18 protein-coding genes are annotated in these 20309 nt (G+C 39.1%); 7 read left to right on the forward strand and 11 right to left on the reverse strand.

Annotation, left to right across the window (positions count from 1 at the left end):
• Positions 1–67: 67 nt before the first annotated feature.
• The 3 genes from F952_RS09725 to F952_RS09735 all read right to left on the reverse strand — a co-directional run bounded on the left by F952_RS09725 (position 68) and on the right by F952_RS09735 (position 4355).
• Positions 68–1957 (reverse strand): feruloyl-CoA synthase, encoded by a 1890-nt coding sequence (locus F952_RS09725; RefSeq protein WP_171056914.1) that lies wholly within the window; start codon positions 1955–1957, stop codon positions 68–70.
• 76 nt (positions 1958–2033) lie between these two features.
• Entirely contained in the window at positions 2034–3485 is a 1452-nt protein-coding gene (locus F952_RS09730) for an aldehyde dehydrogenase (protein WP_004926697.1), read from the reverse strand.
• A gap of 36 nt (positions 3486–3521) precedes the next feature.
• Positions 3522–4355, reverse strand: a complete 834-nt coding sequence (locus F952_RS09735; protein WP_004926700.1) for a p-hydroxycinnamoyl CoA hydratase/lyase — start codon at positions 4353–4355, stop codon at positions 3522–3524.
• Between the two features lie 256 nt (positions 4356–4611).
• On the opposite strand from F952_RS09735, the gene mhpT reads away from it, so the two are divergent.
• Complete coding sequence (gene mhpT, locus F952_RS09740; RefSeq protein ID WP_004926702.1) at positions 4612–5844, forward strand: 3-(3-hydroxy-phenyl)propionate transporter MhpT; 1233 nt, start codon at positions 4612–4614, stop codon at positions 5842–5844.
• A 63-nt stretch (positions 5845–5907) separates the two neighbouring features.
• Positions 5908–6387, forward strand: a complete 480-nt coding sequence (locus F952_RS09745) for a MarR family winged helix-turn-helix transcriptional regulator (RefSeq protein WP_004926705.1) — start codon at positions 5908–5910, stop codon at positions 6385–6387.
• A 6-nt stretch (positions 6388–6393) separates the two neighbouring features.
• Here the strand turns inward: F952_RS09745 and F952_RS09750 are convergent, their stop codons facing one another.
• The gene (locus tag F952_RS09750) at positions 6394–7011 is read right to left on the reverse strand and encodes a TetR/AcrR family transcriptional regulator (RefSeq protein ID WP_004926708.1); all 618 of its coding nucleotides are present in this window, start codon (positions 7009–7011) and stop codon (positions 6394–6396) included.
• Positions 7012–7392: 381 nt separating this feature from the next.
• On the opposite strand from F952_RS09750, the gene F952_RS09755 reads away from it, so the two are divergent.
• The 5 genes from F952_RS09755 (at position 7393) to F952_RS09775 (ending at position 12466) form a co-directional block, all read left to right on the forward strand.
• Positions 7393–8355: a metal-dependent hydrolase gene (locus F952_RS09755; RefSeq protein WP_004926710.1), complete on the forward strand. Its 963-nt coding sequence runs from the start codon at positions 7393–7395 to the stop codon at positions 8353–8355.
• A 59-nt stretch (positions 8356–8414) separates the two neighbouring features.
• Entirely contained in the window at positions 8415–9242 is an 828-nt protein-coding gene (locus F952_RS09760; protein ID WP_004926713.1) for an SDR family NAD(P)-dependent oxidoreductase, read from the forward strand.
• Between the two features lie 91 nt (positions 9243–9333).
• On the forward strand, positions 9334–10863 hold the full coding sequence (locus F952_RS09765; RefSeq protein WP_004926715.1) for a flavin-containing monooxygenase: 1530 nt from the start codon (positions 9334–9336) through the stop codon (positions 10861–10863).
• A gap of 77 nt (positions 10864–10940) precedes the next feature.
• Entirely contained in the window at positions 10941–11822 is an 882-nt protein-coding gene (locus F952_RS09770; protein WP_004926718.1) for a class I SAM-dependent methyltransferase, read from the forward strand.
• A 137-nt stretch (positions 11823–11959) separates the two neighbouring features.
• Positions 11960–12466: a hypothetical protein gene (locus F952_RS09775; RefSeq protein ID WP_004926721.1), complete on the forward strand. Its 507-nt coding sequence runs from the start codon at positions 11960–11962 to the stop codon at positions 12464–12466.
• Positions 12467–12530: 64 nt separating this feature from the next.
• Here the strand turns inward: F952_RS09775 and accC are convergent, their stop codons facing one another.
• The 7 genes from accC to F952_RS09810 all read right to left on the reverse strand — a co-directional run bounded on the left by accC (position 12531) and on the right by F952_RS09810 (position 20125).
• The gene (gene accC / locus F952_RS09780; protein WP_004926725.1) at positions 12531–13919 is read right to left on the reverse strand and encodes an acetyl-CoA carboxylase biotin carboxylase subunit; all 1389 of its coding nucleotides are present in this window, start codon (positions 13917–13919) and stop codon (positions 12531–12533) included.
• A gap of 16 nt (positions 13920–13935) precedes the next feature.
• Complete coding sequence (gene accB, locus F952_RS09785) at positions 13936–14358, reverse strand: acetyl-CoA carboxylase biotin carboxyl carrier protein (protein WP_004926729.1); 423 nt, start codon at positions 14356–14358, stop codon at positions 13936–13938.
• 27 nt (positions 14359–14385) lie between these two features.
• Positions 14386–14835 (reverse strand): type II 3-dehydroquinate dehydratase, encoded by a 450-nt coding sequence (gene aroQ / locus F952_RS09790; RefSeq protein ID WP_004926732.1) that lies wholly within the window; start codon positions 14833–14835, stop codon positions 14386–14388.
• Between the two features lie 1082 nt (positions 14836–15917).
• Entirely contained in the window at positions 15918–16802 is an 885-nt protein-coding gene (gene folE2 / locus F952_RS09795; protein ID WP_004926735.1) for a GTP cyclohydrolase FolE2, read from the reverse strand.
• 47 nt (positions 16803–16849) lie between these two features.
• A complete protein-coding gene (gene zigA, locus F952_RS09800) occupies positions 16850–18058 on the reverse strand; it encodes a zinc metallochaperone GTPase ZigA (protein WP_004926739.1) in 1209 nt (402 codons plus the stop codon).
• A gap of 188 nt (positions 18059–18246) precedes the next feature.
• Positions 18247–18954, reverse strand: a complete 708-nt coding sequence (locus F952_RS09805) for a YcbK family protein (protein WP_004926742.1) — start codon at positions 18952–18954, stop codon at positions 18247–18249.
• A gap of 169 nt (positions 18955–19123) precedes the next feature.
• Positions 19124–20125, reverse strand: a complete 1002-nt coding sequence (locus F952_RS09810) for an NAD(P)H-quinone oxidoreductase (protein ID WP_004926744.1) — start codon at positions 20123–20125, stop codon at positions 19124–19126.
• Between the last annotated feature and the right edge of the window lie 184 nt (positions 20126–20309).

Consider the following 20309-nt stretch of genomic DNA (forward strand, 5'->3'; position numbering starts at 1 on the left):
TTCACCTTTTTTTAGCATGATCAAGGCCTAACCCCATACGAAATGAGCTTGAGAACAAGAAATAAACTTAGGAGTGATTTAAAACGGGTATACGTACAATCAATGGATTATCTGTTTGTTTGTTATACAGTTCTTCGACCAGTGCAGCACGACGTTTTAAGATGTTACTCTGATTTAAATTGCCTTTATCGGTTACTTCACCTGCATCGAGCTGTGGTGCTTCAGTCATTAAATACAACATTGATACCCGATTTGAACTGCCCGTGGCATCTTTGTTGTACTGAATTAAAAACTGTCGAAACCACTGCTGTACTTTAGGGTGTTGCAAGATATCTATTGCGCTATGATTTTTCATATTCAGACCAGCAAAATCTGCACAGGCATCAAGCTTAGGAAAAACCAAGAAGCCAATCGCATTTAGATTTGAACCGGTAATACAAACATCTTGAATCAACAAATTACCTTGAATGAGTGCCTTGTTGCGTAAAGTGCCCACATTCACAAAGGTACCCGTGTTGAGTTTGAAATCTTCTGCAATACGGCCGTCGTACATCAGGCCCTGTGCAGGGTCGTTTGGATCGACCAGACGTACCGCATCGCCAGTATGGAAAAAGCCGTCTTCATCAAAAATTGTGCTTTGCTGGTCGGCCTTAAGGCGCCAGTAACCTTTCATGACGTGCTTGCCACGAACACAAAATTCAAGTTTGTCACCATAGGGAACTAATTTGATTTCACAGCCCGGAGCAGGGTAGCCAATAAAACCAGCCATTACCCGTGGGCCTGTGGTAAAGGCGCACGATGGTGCCGTTTCGGTCATGCCCAAGCCACTCATGATGCGGATTTTTTCACCGCAATGTGCCTGTGCAATTTTATCGAGTCGGTTCCAGCCTGCTTCAGATAATGCAGCACCAGCAAAAAACAAAATTTTAACGTTGGCAAAGAAGCGATCTCTGAGTTCGGCATCTTTTTCAAGTGCATCGGTGAGTTCTTCCCAGCCTTTGGGTACATTTAGATAAACCGTCGGTGAAATTTCTTTTAAATTTCGAATCGTTTCATCAAATTTTCCCGGAACGGGCTTACCGTCATCGATGTAAATGGTTCCGCCGTTATAAAGCGCAATCCCAACATTGTGGCTTCCACCGAATGTATGATGCCAAGACAACCAGTCCAGTAAGACAGGCGGTGTGTCTTCAAATTCTGGAAATGTTTGAAGTAGCATTTGTTGATTGATACACAGCATCAAATGTGTGGTCGGAACAGCCTTTGGAAGCTTGGTCGAACCGGATGTAAATAAAAACTTGGCAATCTGATGCTCATCTAGCGTTTCATAATGTTCTTGAACATCGGTCACAGGGGTATCTAATAAAGACTGAAACGATGTACAGACTTGATCACCTATAATGCCTTTATTGGTCACAATTTCAATATGATCTTGCGTACAGCTTTGAATGGCTTTAGCAAAAGCTTGTCCATCATTTGCATACACCATGCCTGGGGTGAGCACATCAAACACATGTTTTAATTTGCCAAAATCTTGAGATACCAGTGAGTAGGCTGGCGAAATAGCAGAAAATGGTACACCTGCCAACATCGCGCCCATCGAAAGCGTTAAGTGTTCAAGATCATTTCCCGATAAAATTACCAAAGGTCGTTCTTGGCTTAAGTTGCGCTGATGCAAAGCTTGTGCAATATGCCAAGCACGTTGCAAGGTTTCTGCATAACTGAGCCTGATCCATTCGTCTTGTGTATTGCGTTTAGCGGCAAAGGTATGGTAGGGCTTAACTTTAGCAAAATGAATCAAACGATCGGTCAGTTTTTGCGGATAAGCCTTGAGTTGTTCTTTGGGTTGAATATGTAAAACCGGACCTTTATAAAAATAGTCAATTGCATGTTGTCCAAGTTTTACAAAGCGCTCTCTGTCTTGTGATTGAGTGGCATTCATTTGCATTTCGTTCACTCCATGTTGTACATCGCTGTACTTTTTTGCATCATGCAATTTTTATATCGTTATTTTTTAAAACCATACCCAATGGTTAAATTGGGTAATGGCGTGGCTGTGTTTGTACGGTAATCCAGCGAAGCTCGGTAAATTCAGCAATGGATGCTTTACTGCCAAAGCGACCATAACCACTCGATTTAGTGCCACCGAAGGGCATCTGTGCTTCATCGTGTACGGTTGCACCATTGATATGGCAAATCCCGGAGTCAATCTGTTTGGCAACATCCATCGCCAAACCAAAGTTTTGACTAAATACAGCCGAAGATAAACCAAACTCACTGTCATTTGCCAAGCGAACACCGTCTTCAATGCTAGCAAAACGTTGTACTGTACAAACTGGCCCAAATGATTCTTCGCGATACAACAACATTTCGGGTTGAATATCCAGTACGAGTGTCGGTTGCATGAGGGTATCTTGAATCTGGATACCCAACGGAAGGTTGGCACCTTTTTGCTGTGCATCTTCAAGTAAGTGCTGAATTCGCTCTGCTGCGCGTCGGCTTTCAAGTACACCCAACATACTGCCTTGCTGCGTTGGATTACCTGCTTTAAGTGAGGCTGTTTTTTGAATGAGCTTTTCAATAAAGCGATCTGCAATGCCGTCTTGAACCAAAACACGTTCTGTCGACATACAGATCTGGCCTTGATTGAAAAATGCACCAAATGCAACCGCATTCACAGCTTCATCCAGATCGGCATCATTTAAAATCACCACAGGCGCCTTACCACCAAGTTCTAATAAAACAGGTTTAAGATGCTTTGCTGCTGTTTCGGCAATAATTTTACCCACTTTGGTCGAACCGGTGAAATTAATGCGTTTAACTGCAGGGTGTTCAATCAGACGCTCAACGACTTGTGGTGCATCTTGAGGTGCATGTGTAATGACATTAACCACACCTTCACCCAAACCAGCTTCATTTAAAATTGCACCTATCAAGCGATGGGTTGCCGGGCAAGCTTCCGAGGCTTTGAGTACTACCGTATTGCCACAAGCTAAAGGCATTGCAAGTGCTCGGGTTGGCAAAATAACAGGTGCATTCCAAGGCGCGATCCCGACTACAACACCACATGGCACCCGAATTCCCATTGCCAGATTGCCCGGTACATCAGACGGAATTAAGCTTCCGTCAATTTGAGTGGTCATCGCGGCGGCTTCGCGTAGCATGTTGGCTGCCAGATGTACATTAAAGCCATACCATGTGGCTGTTGAACCTGTTTCACGCATACCGATTTCGATAAACTTTTCGGTATTTTGATCCATCAGATCTGCCGCTTTGAGCAAGCGTAAACGACGTTCAGTCGGCGAAACTTTTGACCAGATTTGAAATGCACGGCTAGCCGATTCAAGTGCACGATCGACATCCTCAAGTGTTGCAGCAGCAGCAACACTTGCAACATGACCGTCTATTGGGCTAATGCGTTCAAAGGTGGCTTGATTGGCAGCATCGACAGACTGACCATCAATAAGTAACTGTACATGTTGCATCGAGTGTATCCTTACTTGAGCATTGATGTTGCGAACTTAACCTGTACGCTTATAGCTTTGCAAACCTGGTTTAATCGATTTTTCATCTAAGAACTGTTTTAAACCCTCTTGGCGGCCGCCCTCAGTATCTCGATGATTACATTGATCCAGTTTGGCATATAAATAATCTTCATTCTGATCCCATGTCAGCTCACGACAGCGCTTAAAGCCATTTTTAGCTGTACGTAAAACGACAGGGTTTTTCTCGACCAGACACTGTGCCAGTTCTGTCACTTCTGCCTTTAGCTGTGCAAGCGGAACGCTTTTATTAATCAGACCCATTGCTTCAGCTTCTTTACCGGTAAAAGTTTTACCGGTCATAATGTAATACAGTGATGCACGATGCCCAACCGTATCTGCCATCGCTTTGCTGACGAGGTTGCCCGGTGGAATGCCCCAGTTAATTTCTGACAGTCCGAAAGTGGCTTCATCGGCTGCAATGGCTAAATCACAGGCCACCAGTGGCGAGAAACCACCACCAAAACACCAGCCGTTAACCATGGCAATTGTTGGTTTAGAGTACATACGAAGTAATTGCCACTGCCAGCGACACGAATCACGTCGAATACGTTCTTGGAAAATTTCAGGTTGAGCATCTACTTCACGGAAATATTCTTTTAAATCCATGCCAGCAGTCCAAGAATCACCGGCACCAGTTAACACCAGCACTTTTGCCTCTGAATCTAGCTCGAGTGTTTCAAGCACATCGATCATTTCACGGTTGAGTGTTGGGCTCATTGCATTTTTTTTGTGAGGACGATTAAGTGTGACCCATGCAATTCCATGTTCTACTTGTACATCAACGGTTTCCCAACGTTTATCGTATGTCATTTGTTTTCTCCTTGAATGACAAATTGTGCTGTCTTGGATTTAATTTAATATCAGTTAAACTTACATTCAAGTGTTTTTTGAAGAATTTTATAATTTTTTTATAATCTTATGATTTTTAATGTTAAAAATATTTTTTAGAAAATTTAATAAAAAAACATATTGATTTTTTTATAAGCTTAACTGATATTTTATGTGTGTTCTTTGAACATTGACAATAAAAACGTAAAGGATGTTTAGTCAAAATAAGGAAGAGACTATGGATACCGTATCGAAGGCGTCGGGAAGGGCGAAACTTACGTTACTGCTGTGCTTTGCTATAGCGATATTTGAAGGCTTTGATCTTCAATCGATGGGTGTAGCAGCACCGCGAATGCGTGCCGAATTTATGTTAGATAATGCCCAAATGGCTTGGGCATTTAGTGCTGCAATTATTGGAACCCTGCCAGGCGCGATTATCGGTGGTCGTTTGGCAGATATTGTAGGCCGTAAAAAGATTTTAATTTTGAGTATTATGCTGTTCGGGATCATGTCATTACTGACAGCTTTTGCCGCTAACTATAACTTATTGCTGGTGATTCGTTTTCTTACTGGTTTAGGTATGGGCGGTGCATTACCCATGATGATTACGGTCGCATCAGAAGCTGTGGCTGAAAACCGCAAGGCCACCGCAGTCAGTATTATGTACAGTGGCATTCCATTTGGAGGGCTACTGACCTCTGTTGTGGCTATGCTTATGGCAGGCGATGCAGAGTGGCGGCATATTTTTTATGTGGGTGGTATTGCACCGATATTACTCATTCCACTCTTAATGAAGTTCTTACCTGAATCCAACAGCTATCTGCAGAAAAAAACACACCTGCAAAGTACAACACCATTTTGGGAAGTGCTGTTTGCAAAAGAAAGACGGATGTCGACCATTCAATTATGGATCAGTTTCTTTTGTACGCTGGTGGTGCTCTATTTCTTGCTGAACTGGTTACCACTGCTTATGGGTTCACAAGGATTGTCTAAACTTGAAGCCAATTATGTACAGATGGGATACAACGTAGGCGGAATTTTTGGTTCTATTTTGATGGGTATGCTGCTCGACAAGATGCGTATGAGCAGTGTCATTAAGTTTATCTATGCGGGTATTCTGGTCGCTTTGTGTTGTCTGTCGATTTCACCAACAGTTGCATTGCTGGCACTTTCTGCCGTGGGTTGTGGCTTGTTTATTGTGGGTGGACAATCTGCTTTATATGGTCTGGCGGCAATGTATTATCCAACCGAAATGCGTGGCACGGGGGTGGGCGCAGCAGTTGCAATTGGACGCATAGGTTCTTTTGCCGGGCCGTTGGTTGCAGGTTTCCTACTTTCGTTAGGTCAGAGCTCGACCATCGTCATTGGTTCAAGTATTCCGATTATCCTGATTGCTGCAATATCTGCACTAATGCTTGTCAGAAAGCCCAAACACCCTGTACATTTGGCGCATGGCTCAAGCGCTCAGTAACATTCTTTTAAAAGTATGGGGCTGATTGGCCTCATACTTTTTAATTTTTTATGAAGATAAATTATGCTACGTTCAAGTTCAGTTGATAGAAAAAGAGAAGAAGAGCCACGCTTAAGTTATATGATTGCTCGGGTTGACCGCATCATTAGCAAATATTTGACTGAACACCTAAGTGCGCTTGAGATTAGTTTGCCGCAATTTACTGCGCTTTCGGTGCTGGCGGCCAAACCGAATTTATCTAATGCCAAGCTTGCCGAACGTTCATTTATAAAACCGCAATCGGCCAATAAAATTTTGCAAGATCTACTCGCAAATGGCTGGATTGAAAAAGCACCAGATCCAACTCATGGTCGACGCATTCTAGTTACGGTTACACCGAGTGGACTAGACAAACTAAACCAATGTAACCAAGTGGTTCAGCAGCTCGAAGCGCAAATGTTGCAAGGGGTCGATATTAATCTGGCTTTTCTGATTCGTAATAACCTTGAATTAATGGTGAAGAATTTAAGTACATTTTCTAGTTTAGACCAATCAAAAGAGTAGCTTTAATTATTGTTCAGCTTTCTTAAGCTCGGCATTAATATAGCTCATAATCATGGTTTTCAGTCCATCTACCAACTCGTCAAAACTGATGTAAGGATTGGGCAAAATCAAATGCCGTGCAATATTAAAAATGCCGCTGTTAATACTGACATAGGCTGTAACTGCAAGATTATTCACCTTTAAGTACTTTGGATTATGCATCATGTATTTCATGACAATATTCATCAGTTCGCGCTCAATCTGATTAATATACTTGTCATAACGCAGCTCATTGGCATGTCGTAAACAAATCAGATAGCGTTCATTGTTTCGGGTGAGCAAATCTCGAAAATTATAAAAAATAATTTCAATGACAGATTCTAGCTCCATATCCATAATGACAGGCGTAAGATCTTTAATCATTTTTAAAATTTCTTGTACAAATGATGCCGCCATCGCATCGTAAATTTCTTCTTTATTTTTAAAGTATTCATATAATGACCCAACACTGACACCTGCGATATCTGCAATATGCCGAGTTGTAGTTCCACTCATACCATGCAATGCTACAGATATAAATCCAGCTTCAATAATGGTATCTACCGTGACTTTTGCTCGTGTTTGGCGTGGCTTTCGAGTGCTCAATGGATATTCCTTAAATCCGAACAATAATTCAAATTATCATGTTAGGCCAAATACAACAATTTAAAAAACATAAATCCGAACAGCAAAAAACACAACAAACTTAAGCCAATGAGCACATCAAAAATCGAAGATTGTCAGTTGCGCAAAGCATCAAATTTAATGGTACTTTTAGTCAATATGTTAAATAAATTTATTAAAAATTAATAATTTAACATCGATGAAAGTTTGAGTACAAATAAATAGCCTAAGCTACATTAAAGTTTATCAGATGATCTAGACCCGAATTGAATCCGAATAACACATCGGATTAGCATGAAGATATGTAAGAAGTCTGAACAATCTTTCAGCTTAATCCATTGAATGCTTTAAGAAGGTGTCGCCATGATCTCGACCGCAGTAAAAAAATCAGTCCAAGCTTTCAAGCCCATGCCTAAATTTGAGTTACCAGATTATACCCAAAAACCTGCAATTCCAATTCGTCATATTGCAGTTGGATTTGATGGAAAAGAGATTGATTTTGCGTTTTACATGAACAATCAATTTGCCAGTACTTTTTTTGCAACGCTCTCTGTGTTTTTGACGTATGGTGAAGATCTGGTCATTGAAACCGCACGGTATCATCGTGATTTCGTGAAAGATCCGCTATTGAAACAGCGTGTGACATCACTGATTGGACAAGAGGCGATTCACTCTAAACTTCATAATGAATTTAATGACGCGATTGCGCATGAAGCCGTTAATTTTCCGGTAAAACTATATCGCTTTTTGGGAGAGAAGTTTTTTGACAATATTTTCTTAAAATTTCCACAACCACTTAAGCTCTCCATGATGGCCGGAATCGAGCATTTTACCGCCGTGCTTGCAGAATACATGATGAAGCACGAGAAAAATTTCTACTATTCAAATGATGCCAAAACACGTGCGATGTGGATGTGGCATATGCTTGAAGAGTCGGAGCATAAAGATATTGCGTATGATGTCTATCAATTACTCAATGGAAACTATGCATTACGTGCAGCAGGCTTCTTTATTGCCTTTGGAACTATTTTGGGATTGATTCCGTTTTCAACATTGTTTGTACCAGTTTTACGCCAACCAAAAGACCTTGTGACACGCAAATTCTGGAAAGATGCCAAACGAGGTGTAGCACTGATCTTTAGTCCAAATGATGGTGTTTTTGGTAGCACCATGGGGCAAATCTTTGACTATTTACGTCGCGATTTTCATCCAAATGATCATGACACATCGGCATATCTAGAATATTACAAAGATAAGCTTTTATCGGAAGGCGGTGCGATAGCGCCTTATCTGGTAAAAACATTTACGCCACCAGTACGTCACTAATTTTTTGTCGTTTCAGCAATGAAGTTCAGTCAATTGGCTGAAAACAATAAGGATATGCTATGAAACTATTCAGCTCTCAACATAAAAAGCCAAGTCAACAGGCCTATGCTGTAGTGACTGGTGCAGGTAGTGGCATTGGGCGTAGTTTTGCACTCGAATTGGCACGTCGCGGCGGTACAGTAGTGTGTTCGGATATCAATCTAGATGCAGCCAAAGAAACGGTGAGTTTAATTCAAGAATTGGGTGCACAAGCTTTTCCAGTGCAATGTGATGTGGCTAAAGCTGAACAGGTGTCGCAACTGGCAGAGCATGCAGAAAAACTGATGCAAAATCCAGTCACATTGGTGATCAATAATGCAGGTATTGGTTTGGGGGGTAAGTTTGATGAAATGACCACTGAAGACTGGCAGTGGTGTCTGGATATTAATCTGTGGGGTGTTATTCATGGTTGTCGTGCATTTGTTCCCAAATTTAAACAATTAGGACATGGTGCGATTATCAATGTTGCATCAGCGGCTTCATTTACCGCAGCACCTGAAATGACGGTATATAACGTCAGCAAAGCAGGGGTCCGTGCATTATCTGAGACCTTATCAGCCGAGCTAAAAAAGTTTGATATTAAGGTCAATGTGTTATGCCCGACATTGGTGCCTACCAATATTATCAAAAATGGCAAAGTACCTCATAAAGGAATTTTAGATTATGCATTAAACAATTTAGCTTTTACCACCAGTGATAAAGTAGCAAAACTCACATTGGATCGTCTGGATAAAGATAAGCTTTATACCATTCCACAAATTGATGCCAAATTATTCTGGTTAATGAAGCGAGCAGCACCAAACTTATATGCAAAATTTTTAGGTACTTCATATCGATTGATCAAATGAGCCCAAAATTTTGGTGACTTATGATCAAATTGAGATGAACACTCAATCAAAGATTGGTTTAAAAATATTTTTAAGTAAAAGGATATTCTGAATGACAGCTCAAGCAAAAAAATTAGATTCGGCTGATCGTAAAGCATTGCCTTCACACATCTATGATAGTTTTATTGTGGGTGCAGGTATCTCGGGTATTGCAGCAGCAATACGACTAGATCAGGTTGGCTATGCAAACTACAAAATCATTGAAAAAGCAAGCCGTGTAGGCGGTACATGGCGTGAAAATACGTATCCTGGTTGTGGTTGTGATGTACCATCAGCTTTATATTCATATTCATTTGCTCCGAGTGCTCAATGGAGTCATTTATTTGCACGTCAGCCAGAAATACTAAATTATTTGGAAGATGTCAGTCATAAATTTAACATTAACGAAAAAATTGAATTTGAAACTGAGCTTAATAAAGCTGCATGGGATAATGAGCGTAATTTGTGGGTATTAGATACCAACAAGGGACAGTTTTTATCTCGTACTGTCGTATTTGCAACAGGCCCAATTACAGAAGCCCAAATTCCAAAACTTGATGGCCTTGACAGTTTTAAAGGAGAGATGTTTCACTCGGCCAGATGGAATCATGACTATGATTTGAGTGGTAAACGTATTGCGGTGATTGGTACAGGTGCCTCAGCGATTCAGTTTGTGCCACAAATCCAGCCTTTAGCAAAAGAACTTTTTGTTTTTCAGCGTACTGCACCATGGGTAGTTCCAAAACCAGATATGGAGCTGGGCGACTTTAGTAAATCGGTGATTGCAAAGTTACCTATTATTCAATCCACTTGGCGAAAAGCCGTTGCACAGTCCTTAAATGCGATCAATTTTGGTCTACGTAATCCAGCAGTTTTAAAGCCAGTTGGGGAGTTATTTAAACAAGTACTTAAATCACAGGTGAAAGATCCTGAATTATTGAAAGCTGTGATACCTGATTTCACTATCGGTTGTAAGCGTTTATTGTTTGCCAATAATTACTATCCTGCATTGCAAGCCAGTAATACTAAGCTTATTCCACACGGTTTGGTTAAGGTCGAAGGGAATACCGTGATTGCAGCCAATGGCGAGCGTCATGAAGTCGATGTGATTATCTGGGGAACAGGCTTTGAAGTATCACATCCACCTATTGGACGCCGTGTTTATAATGATAAAGGTGAATGCCTAAACGATTTGTGGAAACAGAGCTCTCCAGAAGCATATTTGGGCACCAATATTGAAAATGTGCCGAATGCCTTTTTGGTGCTGGGGCCAAATGTCTTGGTGTATGACTCATTTATTGGTTTGGCAGAAGCACAATTGGACTATATTGTGGATGGTTTGCAAAAAATTAAAAAGCACAATATTTCAAAATTAACTATTAAACCACAAGTAATCCATGCACATAATGAACGGGTACAAAAGCATTTAAAAACCACAGTATTTAATGCAGGCGGTTGTAAGAGCTATTATCTGGATGCCAATGGTCGTAACTTTGCAGCATGGCCATGGTCATTGAAAAAATTAAGACAACGTCTGAAAAGCTTGAATATTCGTGACTACGATGTAACTTATCAAACCACAACAAATAAAATAGATGCATGATTGAATAGAAGATGGATTGCTCAAGATGGCTTTTTATAACCATCTTGATTTTGATCTTATTTAATGTAGAGATGTGTATGAAGAAAGGACAATATAGCCGTACTGCAGAAGCCGCTGCGGCATTACGTGCCAATCATTCTTTATTTAGCAAAGAGCCAATTTTTAATGATGCTTATGCTTACGCAATGACCAGTAAATTATGGCAGTTATTATTAAAACAACCTTTGATGAGTAAGTTGTTTAACTCACAGCTAGTTAATCGAACAATGGGGCGACTCACTGCTCAGGTTGTTGGACGTTCACGTTATGCAGAAGATCAATTAAAACAGGCGATCAATAAGGGAATTAACCAATATGTACTGGTTGGCGCTGGTTTAGATTCATTTGTTTTGCGCCAACTACACTATTATCCAAAGTTAAGAATTTTTGAAGTGGATCATCCAGACACCCAATATCTTAAAAAACAAAAACTTGAACAGTTAGGTGACATTTCTGATCAAATTGAATTTGTGAGTATTGATTTTAAAAAAGAATCTATTGCTGATGCATTGACCCGAAGTTCTTTCGATAGCAATCAAGCGGCTTTTTTCTCATGGTTAGGAACAACACATTACCTTGAAAATCCAACGACTTTAGCTACTTTGGCGAGTATTGCTCACATTGCTGGAGTTGATAGTGAAGTGGTTCTGGATTATTCGATTGATTTTAATGAGCTTAAAGGCATTGAAAAAATAGGTACTCAATTCGTTGCAATATTTACTCAGGTATTGGGAGAGCCTTTACAAGGTCAATTTAAACCATTGGATTTACATCATCAGGTTGAAAAAATAGGTTTTCGCGTCTTGGAAGATTTATCAGGTGAAGCATTAACTCAGCGATATTTTCATATGCGTGCAGATCAAATGAAGCATACTACTGCAACCCATATGCTGCACTTAAAGCTTAATGGTCTGACCTAAATATATATTTAAACAGCATGTTTAAACAAAAAGCTGCCATAAAATTTTATGAGCCATACAAAAAATTATCTAAATAATATTGTTCATATATCGTTATGATCAGATGAAAGCGATCAAAAATATGCTAAGTTAACTGCATGCATTTAGTCGTTAATAAATCTATGAAAAATATCTATATTGTTGGTTTATTGTGCTTGTGTTCTTCATTTGCCATGGCTGAAACAGTTTCAACCCCAGCAACATCTGATGAGGCGCCAAGTCTGGATCTTAGTCCTAATACAATTAAAATTGTATCTCGACCAGAGATCATGGGGCTATGGGGTATGGAAATTCCCAACAATAAAAAGTGTGTTGAGTATTATAATTTTAGAAATGCCAATGAAGTATTTGTGAAAAGTGGACAAGAATGGTCCTATGGCGTTTATGACTACCAACCTTCGCCAGACAAAAATGAGCAACTATCGGCATTAATCATGCAAATCAAATATGATAATAATGAAGTAGATTGTTCTGGACAAAAAGTGGATCAATCTGGGGAAGTATCTCAGTATTTTGTGCATTGGAAAAATGCAAATACCATCGATTTTTGTGCAAATGAAAAAGGTCAACAGTGTTTTGCAACCTTGCGTAGGGTTTTACCATAATCTCTACAGAATAAAAAAAACCCTTATCGTATAGATAAGGGTTTTTTATAAACCACAAAGAGAATTAGGCTTTTTCTGTGGTTTCAGCTGCTGGAGCTGCTTTTTCAGCTTCCAATTGTTTTAAAAGATGCTTTTCAAGATAATGGATGTCCATCGCTTCTTTTAAGAAGTTTTTATCTTGTAAGATCAGATCTTTATGTAATGGAATATTGGTTTTAACACCAGTGAGAATAGTTTCATCCAGTGCTTGACGCATACGTGCCATTGACGTTTCACGATCTTTACCATGTGAAATGAGTTTTGCAATCATTGAATCATAGTAAGGTGGAATGCTATAGCCTGAATAGATATGCGAATCTAAACGGATACCCGCTCCACCTGGCGCATAGAACGTCTCAATTTTACCTGGTGATGGCAAAAATGTGGTTGGATCTTCAGCATTGATACGGCATTCGATGGCATGACCACGAACTTCAATATCTTCTTGTTGAAGCTCTAAACCAAGACCAGCAGCAATACGCAATTGTTGCTCGATAATGTCAATTCCTGTCACCATTTCAGTAACAGGATGCTCTACCTGAACACGTGTATTCATTTCAATAAAGAAGAATTCACCATCTTCAAATAGAAACTCAAAAGTACCAGCGCCGCGGTATTGCATTAACTTACACGCATTCACACATGCTTCTAGAATATCGGCACGTGCTTGCTCTGGAAGATTTGGTGCAGGAGCTTCTTCTAGTACTTTTTGGTGGCGGCGTTGCAAAGAACAGTCACGGTCGTAAAGATGCACAGCATGACCATTTCCATCGCCCAATACCTGAACTTCAATATGACGTGGCTTTTGTAAGAAACGTTCCATATAGACCGTATCATCACCAAACCACATTTCTGCGTCACGTTGTGCTGCCTGAACAGATTCAAGAAGTGTATCAACGCGTTCAACAATACGCATACCACGACCACCACCACCAGAAGCAGCTTTGACAATCAATGGAAAGCCAATCTCTTTTGCTTCTGCAAGCGCGTTGTGAATGGTTACAGCGTGATCACAACCTGGAACTGTTGGAACACCAGCTTTTTTCATGGCAATAATCGCAGATACTTTATTACCCATGAGGCGGATATGTTCTGGACGTGGACCAATGAAAATAAAACCAGAAGTTTCGACAATTTCTGCAAACTCAGCATTTTCAGAAAGGAAACCGTAACCTGGATGGATGGCATCTGCGCCTGTGATTTCTGCTGCAGTAATAATTGCGGGGATATTTAAATAGCTATCACTACTTGCACCCGGTCCAATACATACCGCTTCATCAACAAAACGTAAATGCATTAAGTCTTTGTCAGCATCTGAATAGATACCAACGGTCTTGATTCCTAATGTTTTGCAAGCCCGGGTAATTCGTAACGCGATTTCACCACGGTTTGCAATTAAAACTTTTTGCAACATAAGTATCCCCGTGAGATTATGCGCGGAAGCGGAATAATGGTTGACCAAATTGGATTACATCACCATTTTTAACTAAAATTTCTTCAACAACGCCACTTTGAGTTGCTTCGATTGGGTTCATGATTTTCATTGCTTCGATAATACCCAATGTTTCACCAGCAGAAACTGTTTGGCCTACCTTAACAAAAGGACCTTCACCTGGACTTGGAGCTGCATAAAATACGCCAACCATTGGAGACGTTTCAACAGCACCACGTGGAGTTTTCACTGCAGGTGCAGCAGGCGCTGCTGATGCAGGAGCTGCTGCAATCGCACCAGCCGCAATAACTGGAGTAGGGCGAGTTAGAGCGATAGATTGATCACCTTCTTTAACCTCAATCGCTTGTAAGTCAGATTCAATCATCAAGTCGATGAGTTTCTTAATTTTGCGAATATCCATAGGTGAATGTTCCTAAATCATGTTGAATTAAGTAGATGGTTGAATTTTTTGGATGGCATAATCCAGTGCAAAGTGATAACCCTTTGCACCGAAACCGCAAATTACGCCAACCGCTTTATCGGACAAATATGAGTGATGTCTAAAAGCTTCACGAGCGTGAACGTTCGATAAATGAACTTCAATAAAGGGAATAGCAACGCCAAGCAATGCATCCCTAACCGCAACAGATGTATGGGTTAATGCTGCTGGATTGATGAGAATAAATTGAATACCATCAATTTGTGCCTGATGGATACGATCAACGATCGCGCCTTCCCAATTACTTTGGAAAGTTTCTAATGAGATATTTGATGCTTGAGCTTGGGTTTTGAGCTGTTGATTGATATCATCAAGACTGAGATAACCATATACCTCTGGTTCTCTTTTTCCTAAAAGATTCAAATTCGGTCCGTGAATCACCAAAATGGTTGAACTCATTCAACGTGCTCCAATTTCTTAAATGCAAATTTCTTTGCAAATTACCTGCAAAGTTTGCTTATTATGGCATATATTTCTACATTTCTTGTGCAAATTGCTTGTAATTGAACAGAATGTATTTGCCAAATTTCAAAGCATATATTGTAAACTTTGCAAGAAATAGGCAATGTTAAAAAATGACAAAATTTGATTAAGAATGTTGGTAACGTATTTTAAACTGAATTGACCAAATCAGTTCATTTGTTTTGTGTAACAGCCATAAATTATATCGCTCACTACCTGCCAGCGTAGCGATTATTTATAGCGAAACAATATGAATAAGTTTAGTTTCTTTCAAATTTGCATATGATTGAAATAGAAATGGGCTTACCCGTGAAATGAAATCAGTAAGAAAATCATCTTATTTGTAGGTTGTAAACCACTTTTCTCTACGAAAATAAAAGCAGTTTTTATCAACTATTATTTAAACTATGTTATTAAAAACAATGATTTGTATTAGTTGTTGGATTTCGTTATATCATCAATTTAATTATCCTTAAACTTTATTCGACAGCAGGGCGATACACAGCAAAAACTAAAGTCATCAGTTTAAAAAAAGGCACATGTAGTTCACGATATGCCTTTCTATTCAAAAAAACTTAACAGCATTTTATCAATTTTTACTTAGAACAAATTTCCGTGATGGACTGACCAATTTGATCATTAATTTAAAATTTTATCGTATATAAATAAACCAATACATTGTAGGACAATTGGCAAAAGTTAAATTTAGATAATTCAAGACATTATTAAACTAGACCTAATCATCTTATTCATCGCCCGATAAAGGATAAAAATTCATTAATTTGGTTAGGAGACATCCGTTGTTTGATTATCTGCGTCTTTTTTGCAAGTTTACTTTGACTTTTGGGCAAATCGATTCATTTACTTTGTAGCCTTAAATAGCCTAAGCAAATTAAAAAATAAAATAGCCTAAGTAAAATAAATATAATTTTAAAAGCAAACAAAAAACCATAAATTTAAAATTAACAATATAGCGTTAAGGCTCAAACTTAACGCTATAAGAAGACATAAACTTATTATTAAGATGATATTGCAACTGCAATCGCATCATGAGGATGAAGACTTTCTTGATGTACCACTTGTGCGGACCAAAACTTATATTTTTGATCTAGTAGCATTTTAAGGCGGCGTGCAGCATCTTCTACAAACATAAGATTTTCACCATTTAACTTGGCAAAAGCTTGTTCATCTGCACGTTTAACCGCAGTCTGTGTTGGTGTCTTTAGTGTATTTTCTATTGAATCGATTAAATCGACAAAATTAATATCATGAGCATAATCAAAAGGCTGTACCACAACCGTTGCAATACTACGCTGGCTGTGAGGTGTAGCCAATGTCGCGTATTGTTCGAGCCAAGCTTCAATATCTGCACTGGGTATTAAATTTTGAGAACTAAAATCTGCTTTGAATCCATTCTTAATGATTTGCCTTGATAAGGCAGCAGAGCAAGGGCAGGTCGAGGAATAACTTATATCGAGTTTGTATTCAATATTAAACAATTCATTAATAATACTGGCCTCAATGATAACGGGATAACTTTTCCATCCTGAAAGCGCTGTACTGACGATAGCATCTCTTTTTAACAGCAGATCAAATTTAAATACAATTTTGGCCGCAGTAGTTCCACAATCTTGATGGCTATCTATCATTTGCTTGAGAACTGATTTTATAGACATCGTATTCAATACGGATAGATGATTAATCAAATGATATAACCTAGACATATGAATGCCTTTTACACTACTTTTGGGTAAATTTACATATACATCAACTTTGGTATTAACAGTTTGATTTGCCGTATCAATCACAGTAGGTAAGTCTATATGTTGCATGCCCACCCAATTTAAAGGGGATAAATTGCAAGGAAGCTGTGAGACTGATACATCGGGAAGTTGAGCATTCATATTAGGTTATACAATATAAGTGATTAAATAGAATTAAAATTTAGTGATTAAGACCAATCAAACGGATTTGACATTTGAGTCCAGCCGTCAGGGCCAAGCGCCATTTCATCATCGCTGAGTAGACATTCATTGAAACCTTGAATAAGTGTATCTTGATTCATATCCATTCCAATCATGACAATCTCTTGACGAGCATCACCAACTTTTTCATCCCAATGTTTTTCAATTTCGGCAAGTGACTGATCATCTCTTGGCCAGTTCTCTGGTTCTGTTGCAGCCCACCATGTGCCTGCCATACCGTGTCTTGCCATACCACCAGCTTGTGACCAAGAGCATGCGAGCGTTGGTTCGCAGGCTAGCCAGAAAAAACCTTTTGAACGAATAACACCTGGCCATTCAGAATTAATAAAATTAAAAAACCGTTGTGGATGAAAAGGGCGACGAGCGCGATATACAAAACTTGTAATGCCGTATTCTTCTGTTTCTGGCACATGTTCACCACGAAGTTCTTTTAGCCAGCCTGGGGCTTGTGCAGCTTGATCGAAATCAAATAAACCTGTATTCAAGACTGAATCTAAATCTACTTTTCCAAATTCTGAAATTTGAATTCTTGCCCGTGGATTAAGTTTATTCAGAATAGCCATTAAACGTTCTTTTTTAATATCATCAATCAAGTCCACTTTATTCAGGATGATTACATCGCAAAACTCAATCTGATCGATAAGCAAATCTACAACGCTGCGTTGATCGTGCTCGCCAAGAGACTCACCACGATCATTTAATTGATCATAAGAGCTATAGTCTTGTAGAAAATTAAATGCGTCAACCACAGTCACCATTGTATCGAGTTGAGCAAATTCATTTAAAGATTGACCTGCTTCATCTGCAAAAGTAAAGGTTTCTGCGACAGGAAGAGGTTCCGATATTCCAGTCGATTCAATCACCAGTTGGTCAAATTTGTTTTCTTCTGCCAAGCGTTTAACTTCAATCAATAAATCTTCACGTAACGTACAACATATACAACCATTGCTCATTTCGACGAGTTTTTCATCTGTACGTGAGAGTTCTGCGCCACCATTTTGAACCAGAGCAGCATCAATATTGACTTCTGACATATCATTTACAATCACTGCTACACGGCGACCTTCGCGATTGTTTAAAATATGATTAAGCAAGGTTGTTTTTCCTGCACCTAAAAATCCTGATAAGACAGTAACAGGAAGTTTGTATGAAGGATTGGCTACGGAACTGACCATTGGCGATGTCCTATGCAAAAGAGAAAAATCATGAATTCGATGACAATTTATTTAGCAAAGCTGAAATATGCAGTTGTGCTGAACTGATAACGTCACGAAATAAATGTTATGTTATAATGTAACATATAATCAACTATTTTATTGAATTGGTCATCTATAATTATTTATGTATATGATTTATAAAAATATTAAGGAATTTTTTCACCACATATTGAGCTATGCCATGTATGATCTGGTCCCCATGTGCGAAAACCTTTGGTATCGATATGGATTTGTCCCGTACTGTAAACACCCAGTCCCATGTTGTATTTAGCTCCTTCTGTTTGCCAGAATTTACATAATTTAATTTTGGTATCGGCAATATCCGTTTCTTCAAAACTGGTTGGAAACTCTGGACCAATACGAAAATCTACCGCAGCATTTTGCATATGCGATGATTCCTTGGCTCCACCAACACACGCGTTAAGTAATGGTGAACGATAGGCAGAGGTCAACTCAAAATCAGTCAAAATACCTATATTAACTAATTTCTGTAATAACTTAAGTGTCGGGACGGCATTGACCCAGACGGACTGATCAGGAATATCGTACTGGTCATAATGGCATTCTTCCCAACCACGGGCAGAACGAAAAAGCTCAAAATCTGGCGCAACCATAGTCACACCTTGGCTACTCAGAAAATCTTTGTAAGCTTTTACACGTTGGTGATTATTTTGTTTTTCAAGCCACACATAATAAGATACAGGTGTGATTTTTTTAATTTTAATGGGATGTAAGACATTAAATCGAGGAGGTTGAGGCTTTTTTTGAACAGGTTGTTGATGTGTAGGGGTTGTACATGAACAAATACCCAGACTAATTACGATCAGTCCCAGAGTTACATTTGATTTTTTCATTTTAGCAAACGTGACTTAATTTAACTGTTACATTATAACATTGGCCTAAGCGAAAAGGCATTCTCATGACTATGATTTATTGTAAGTTGACCTAATTATAGTGATGTAACAATGAAGATGTACGAGACTTTTCTAATGAATTGGAAAAGTCCTGTACTTCACATTTTGATTATTCAGTTAATGTAATTACTATTTTGCCAATATGCTCACTTTCTTCCATACATGTATGAGCTTTGGAAATATCTTCAAAGCTAAAGGATTTATAAATGAGGGGTAAACTTTTGCCTTCAGAGAGTAATGGCCAAACATGCTGTCTTAGTGATTGAGTAATTTCAGATTTTTCCTGATCAGTCCGCGCACGCATGGTAGAACCAGTCACTTTCGCTCGCTTCAAAATTAACTGTTGTAGATCAAACTCTTTCGCATAGCGTCCACCCATAAATCCAAGGATTACAAGTCGACCATCTCGCTTTAATGTGTTCATGTTTTGTTGGAAATATTTACCTCCAACAATATCAAGAATCACATCTACGCCTTTATTTTGGGTCTGCTCTAAAATCACTTCTTCAAAATTATGTTTTTTATAATTGATTGCGGTAGTGATTTTATTTAAAGCATCAACTTTGTCATCACTGCCTACTGTGCAGAATGTTTTGATGCCCATCGCGTGGCAAAGTGTGAGTGCTGTTGTGCCAATACCGCTCGCTCCGCCATGAATAAGCGCGGTTTCACCAACAGATAATTGACCAATATCAAACAGGTTGGCCCATACCGTGAAATAGGTTTCAGGTATAGCGGCTGCTTCTATATAAGAAAGATTGGAGGGAATAGGAAGGGTTTGAGTTTCTGGTACAGCACAATACTCTGCATAACCACCACCATTGGTCAATGCACAAACTCGATCACCAACTTTAAACTGGCTAACATTCTCGCCTATAGCAGTGACAATTCCAGCAACTTCAAGACCAGGAATTGGAGTCACATCCTTAGGCATTGGATAAAGTCCTTTGCGTTGTAGAACATCTGGTCGGTTGATACCAAATGCTTTTACTTCAATGAGGATTTCATCAATTTTTATTTTTGGTAAAGAGGTTTCTACAATATGTAAAACATCTGGATCGCCAGATTGAGAAATTTCGATATGTCGCATTGTTGTGGGCAAATCCGTCATAGAGTTTTTTCCTGAGTTTCTATATCTTCATAAATGATATATCGTATTTATACGATATTTTAGACATCTCCAAGCTTATCTGATGGTTTGAGTTATTTATATAGATAAAAGTTTAAAATTTTGAACTGTATTTTTTATATTCAAATTTTATGTTGATTTTAGAACCAATCTAAGAAATAAAGAA

The sequence above is a fragment of the Acinetobacter baylyi DSM 14961 = CIP 107474 genome, assembly GCF_000368685.1.
Classification (GTDB): Bacteria; Pseudomonadota; Gammaproteobacteria; order Pseudomonadales; family Moraxellaceae; genus Acinetobacter; species Acinetobacter baylyi.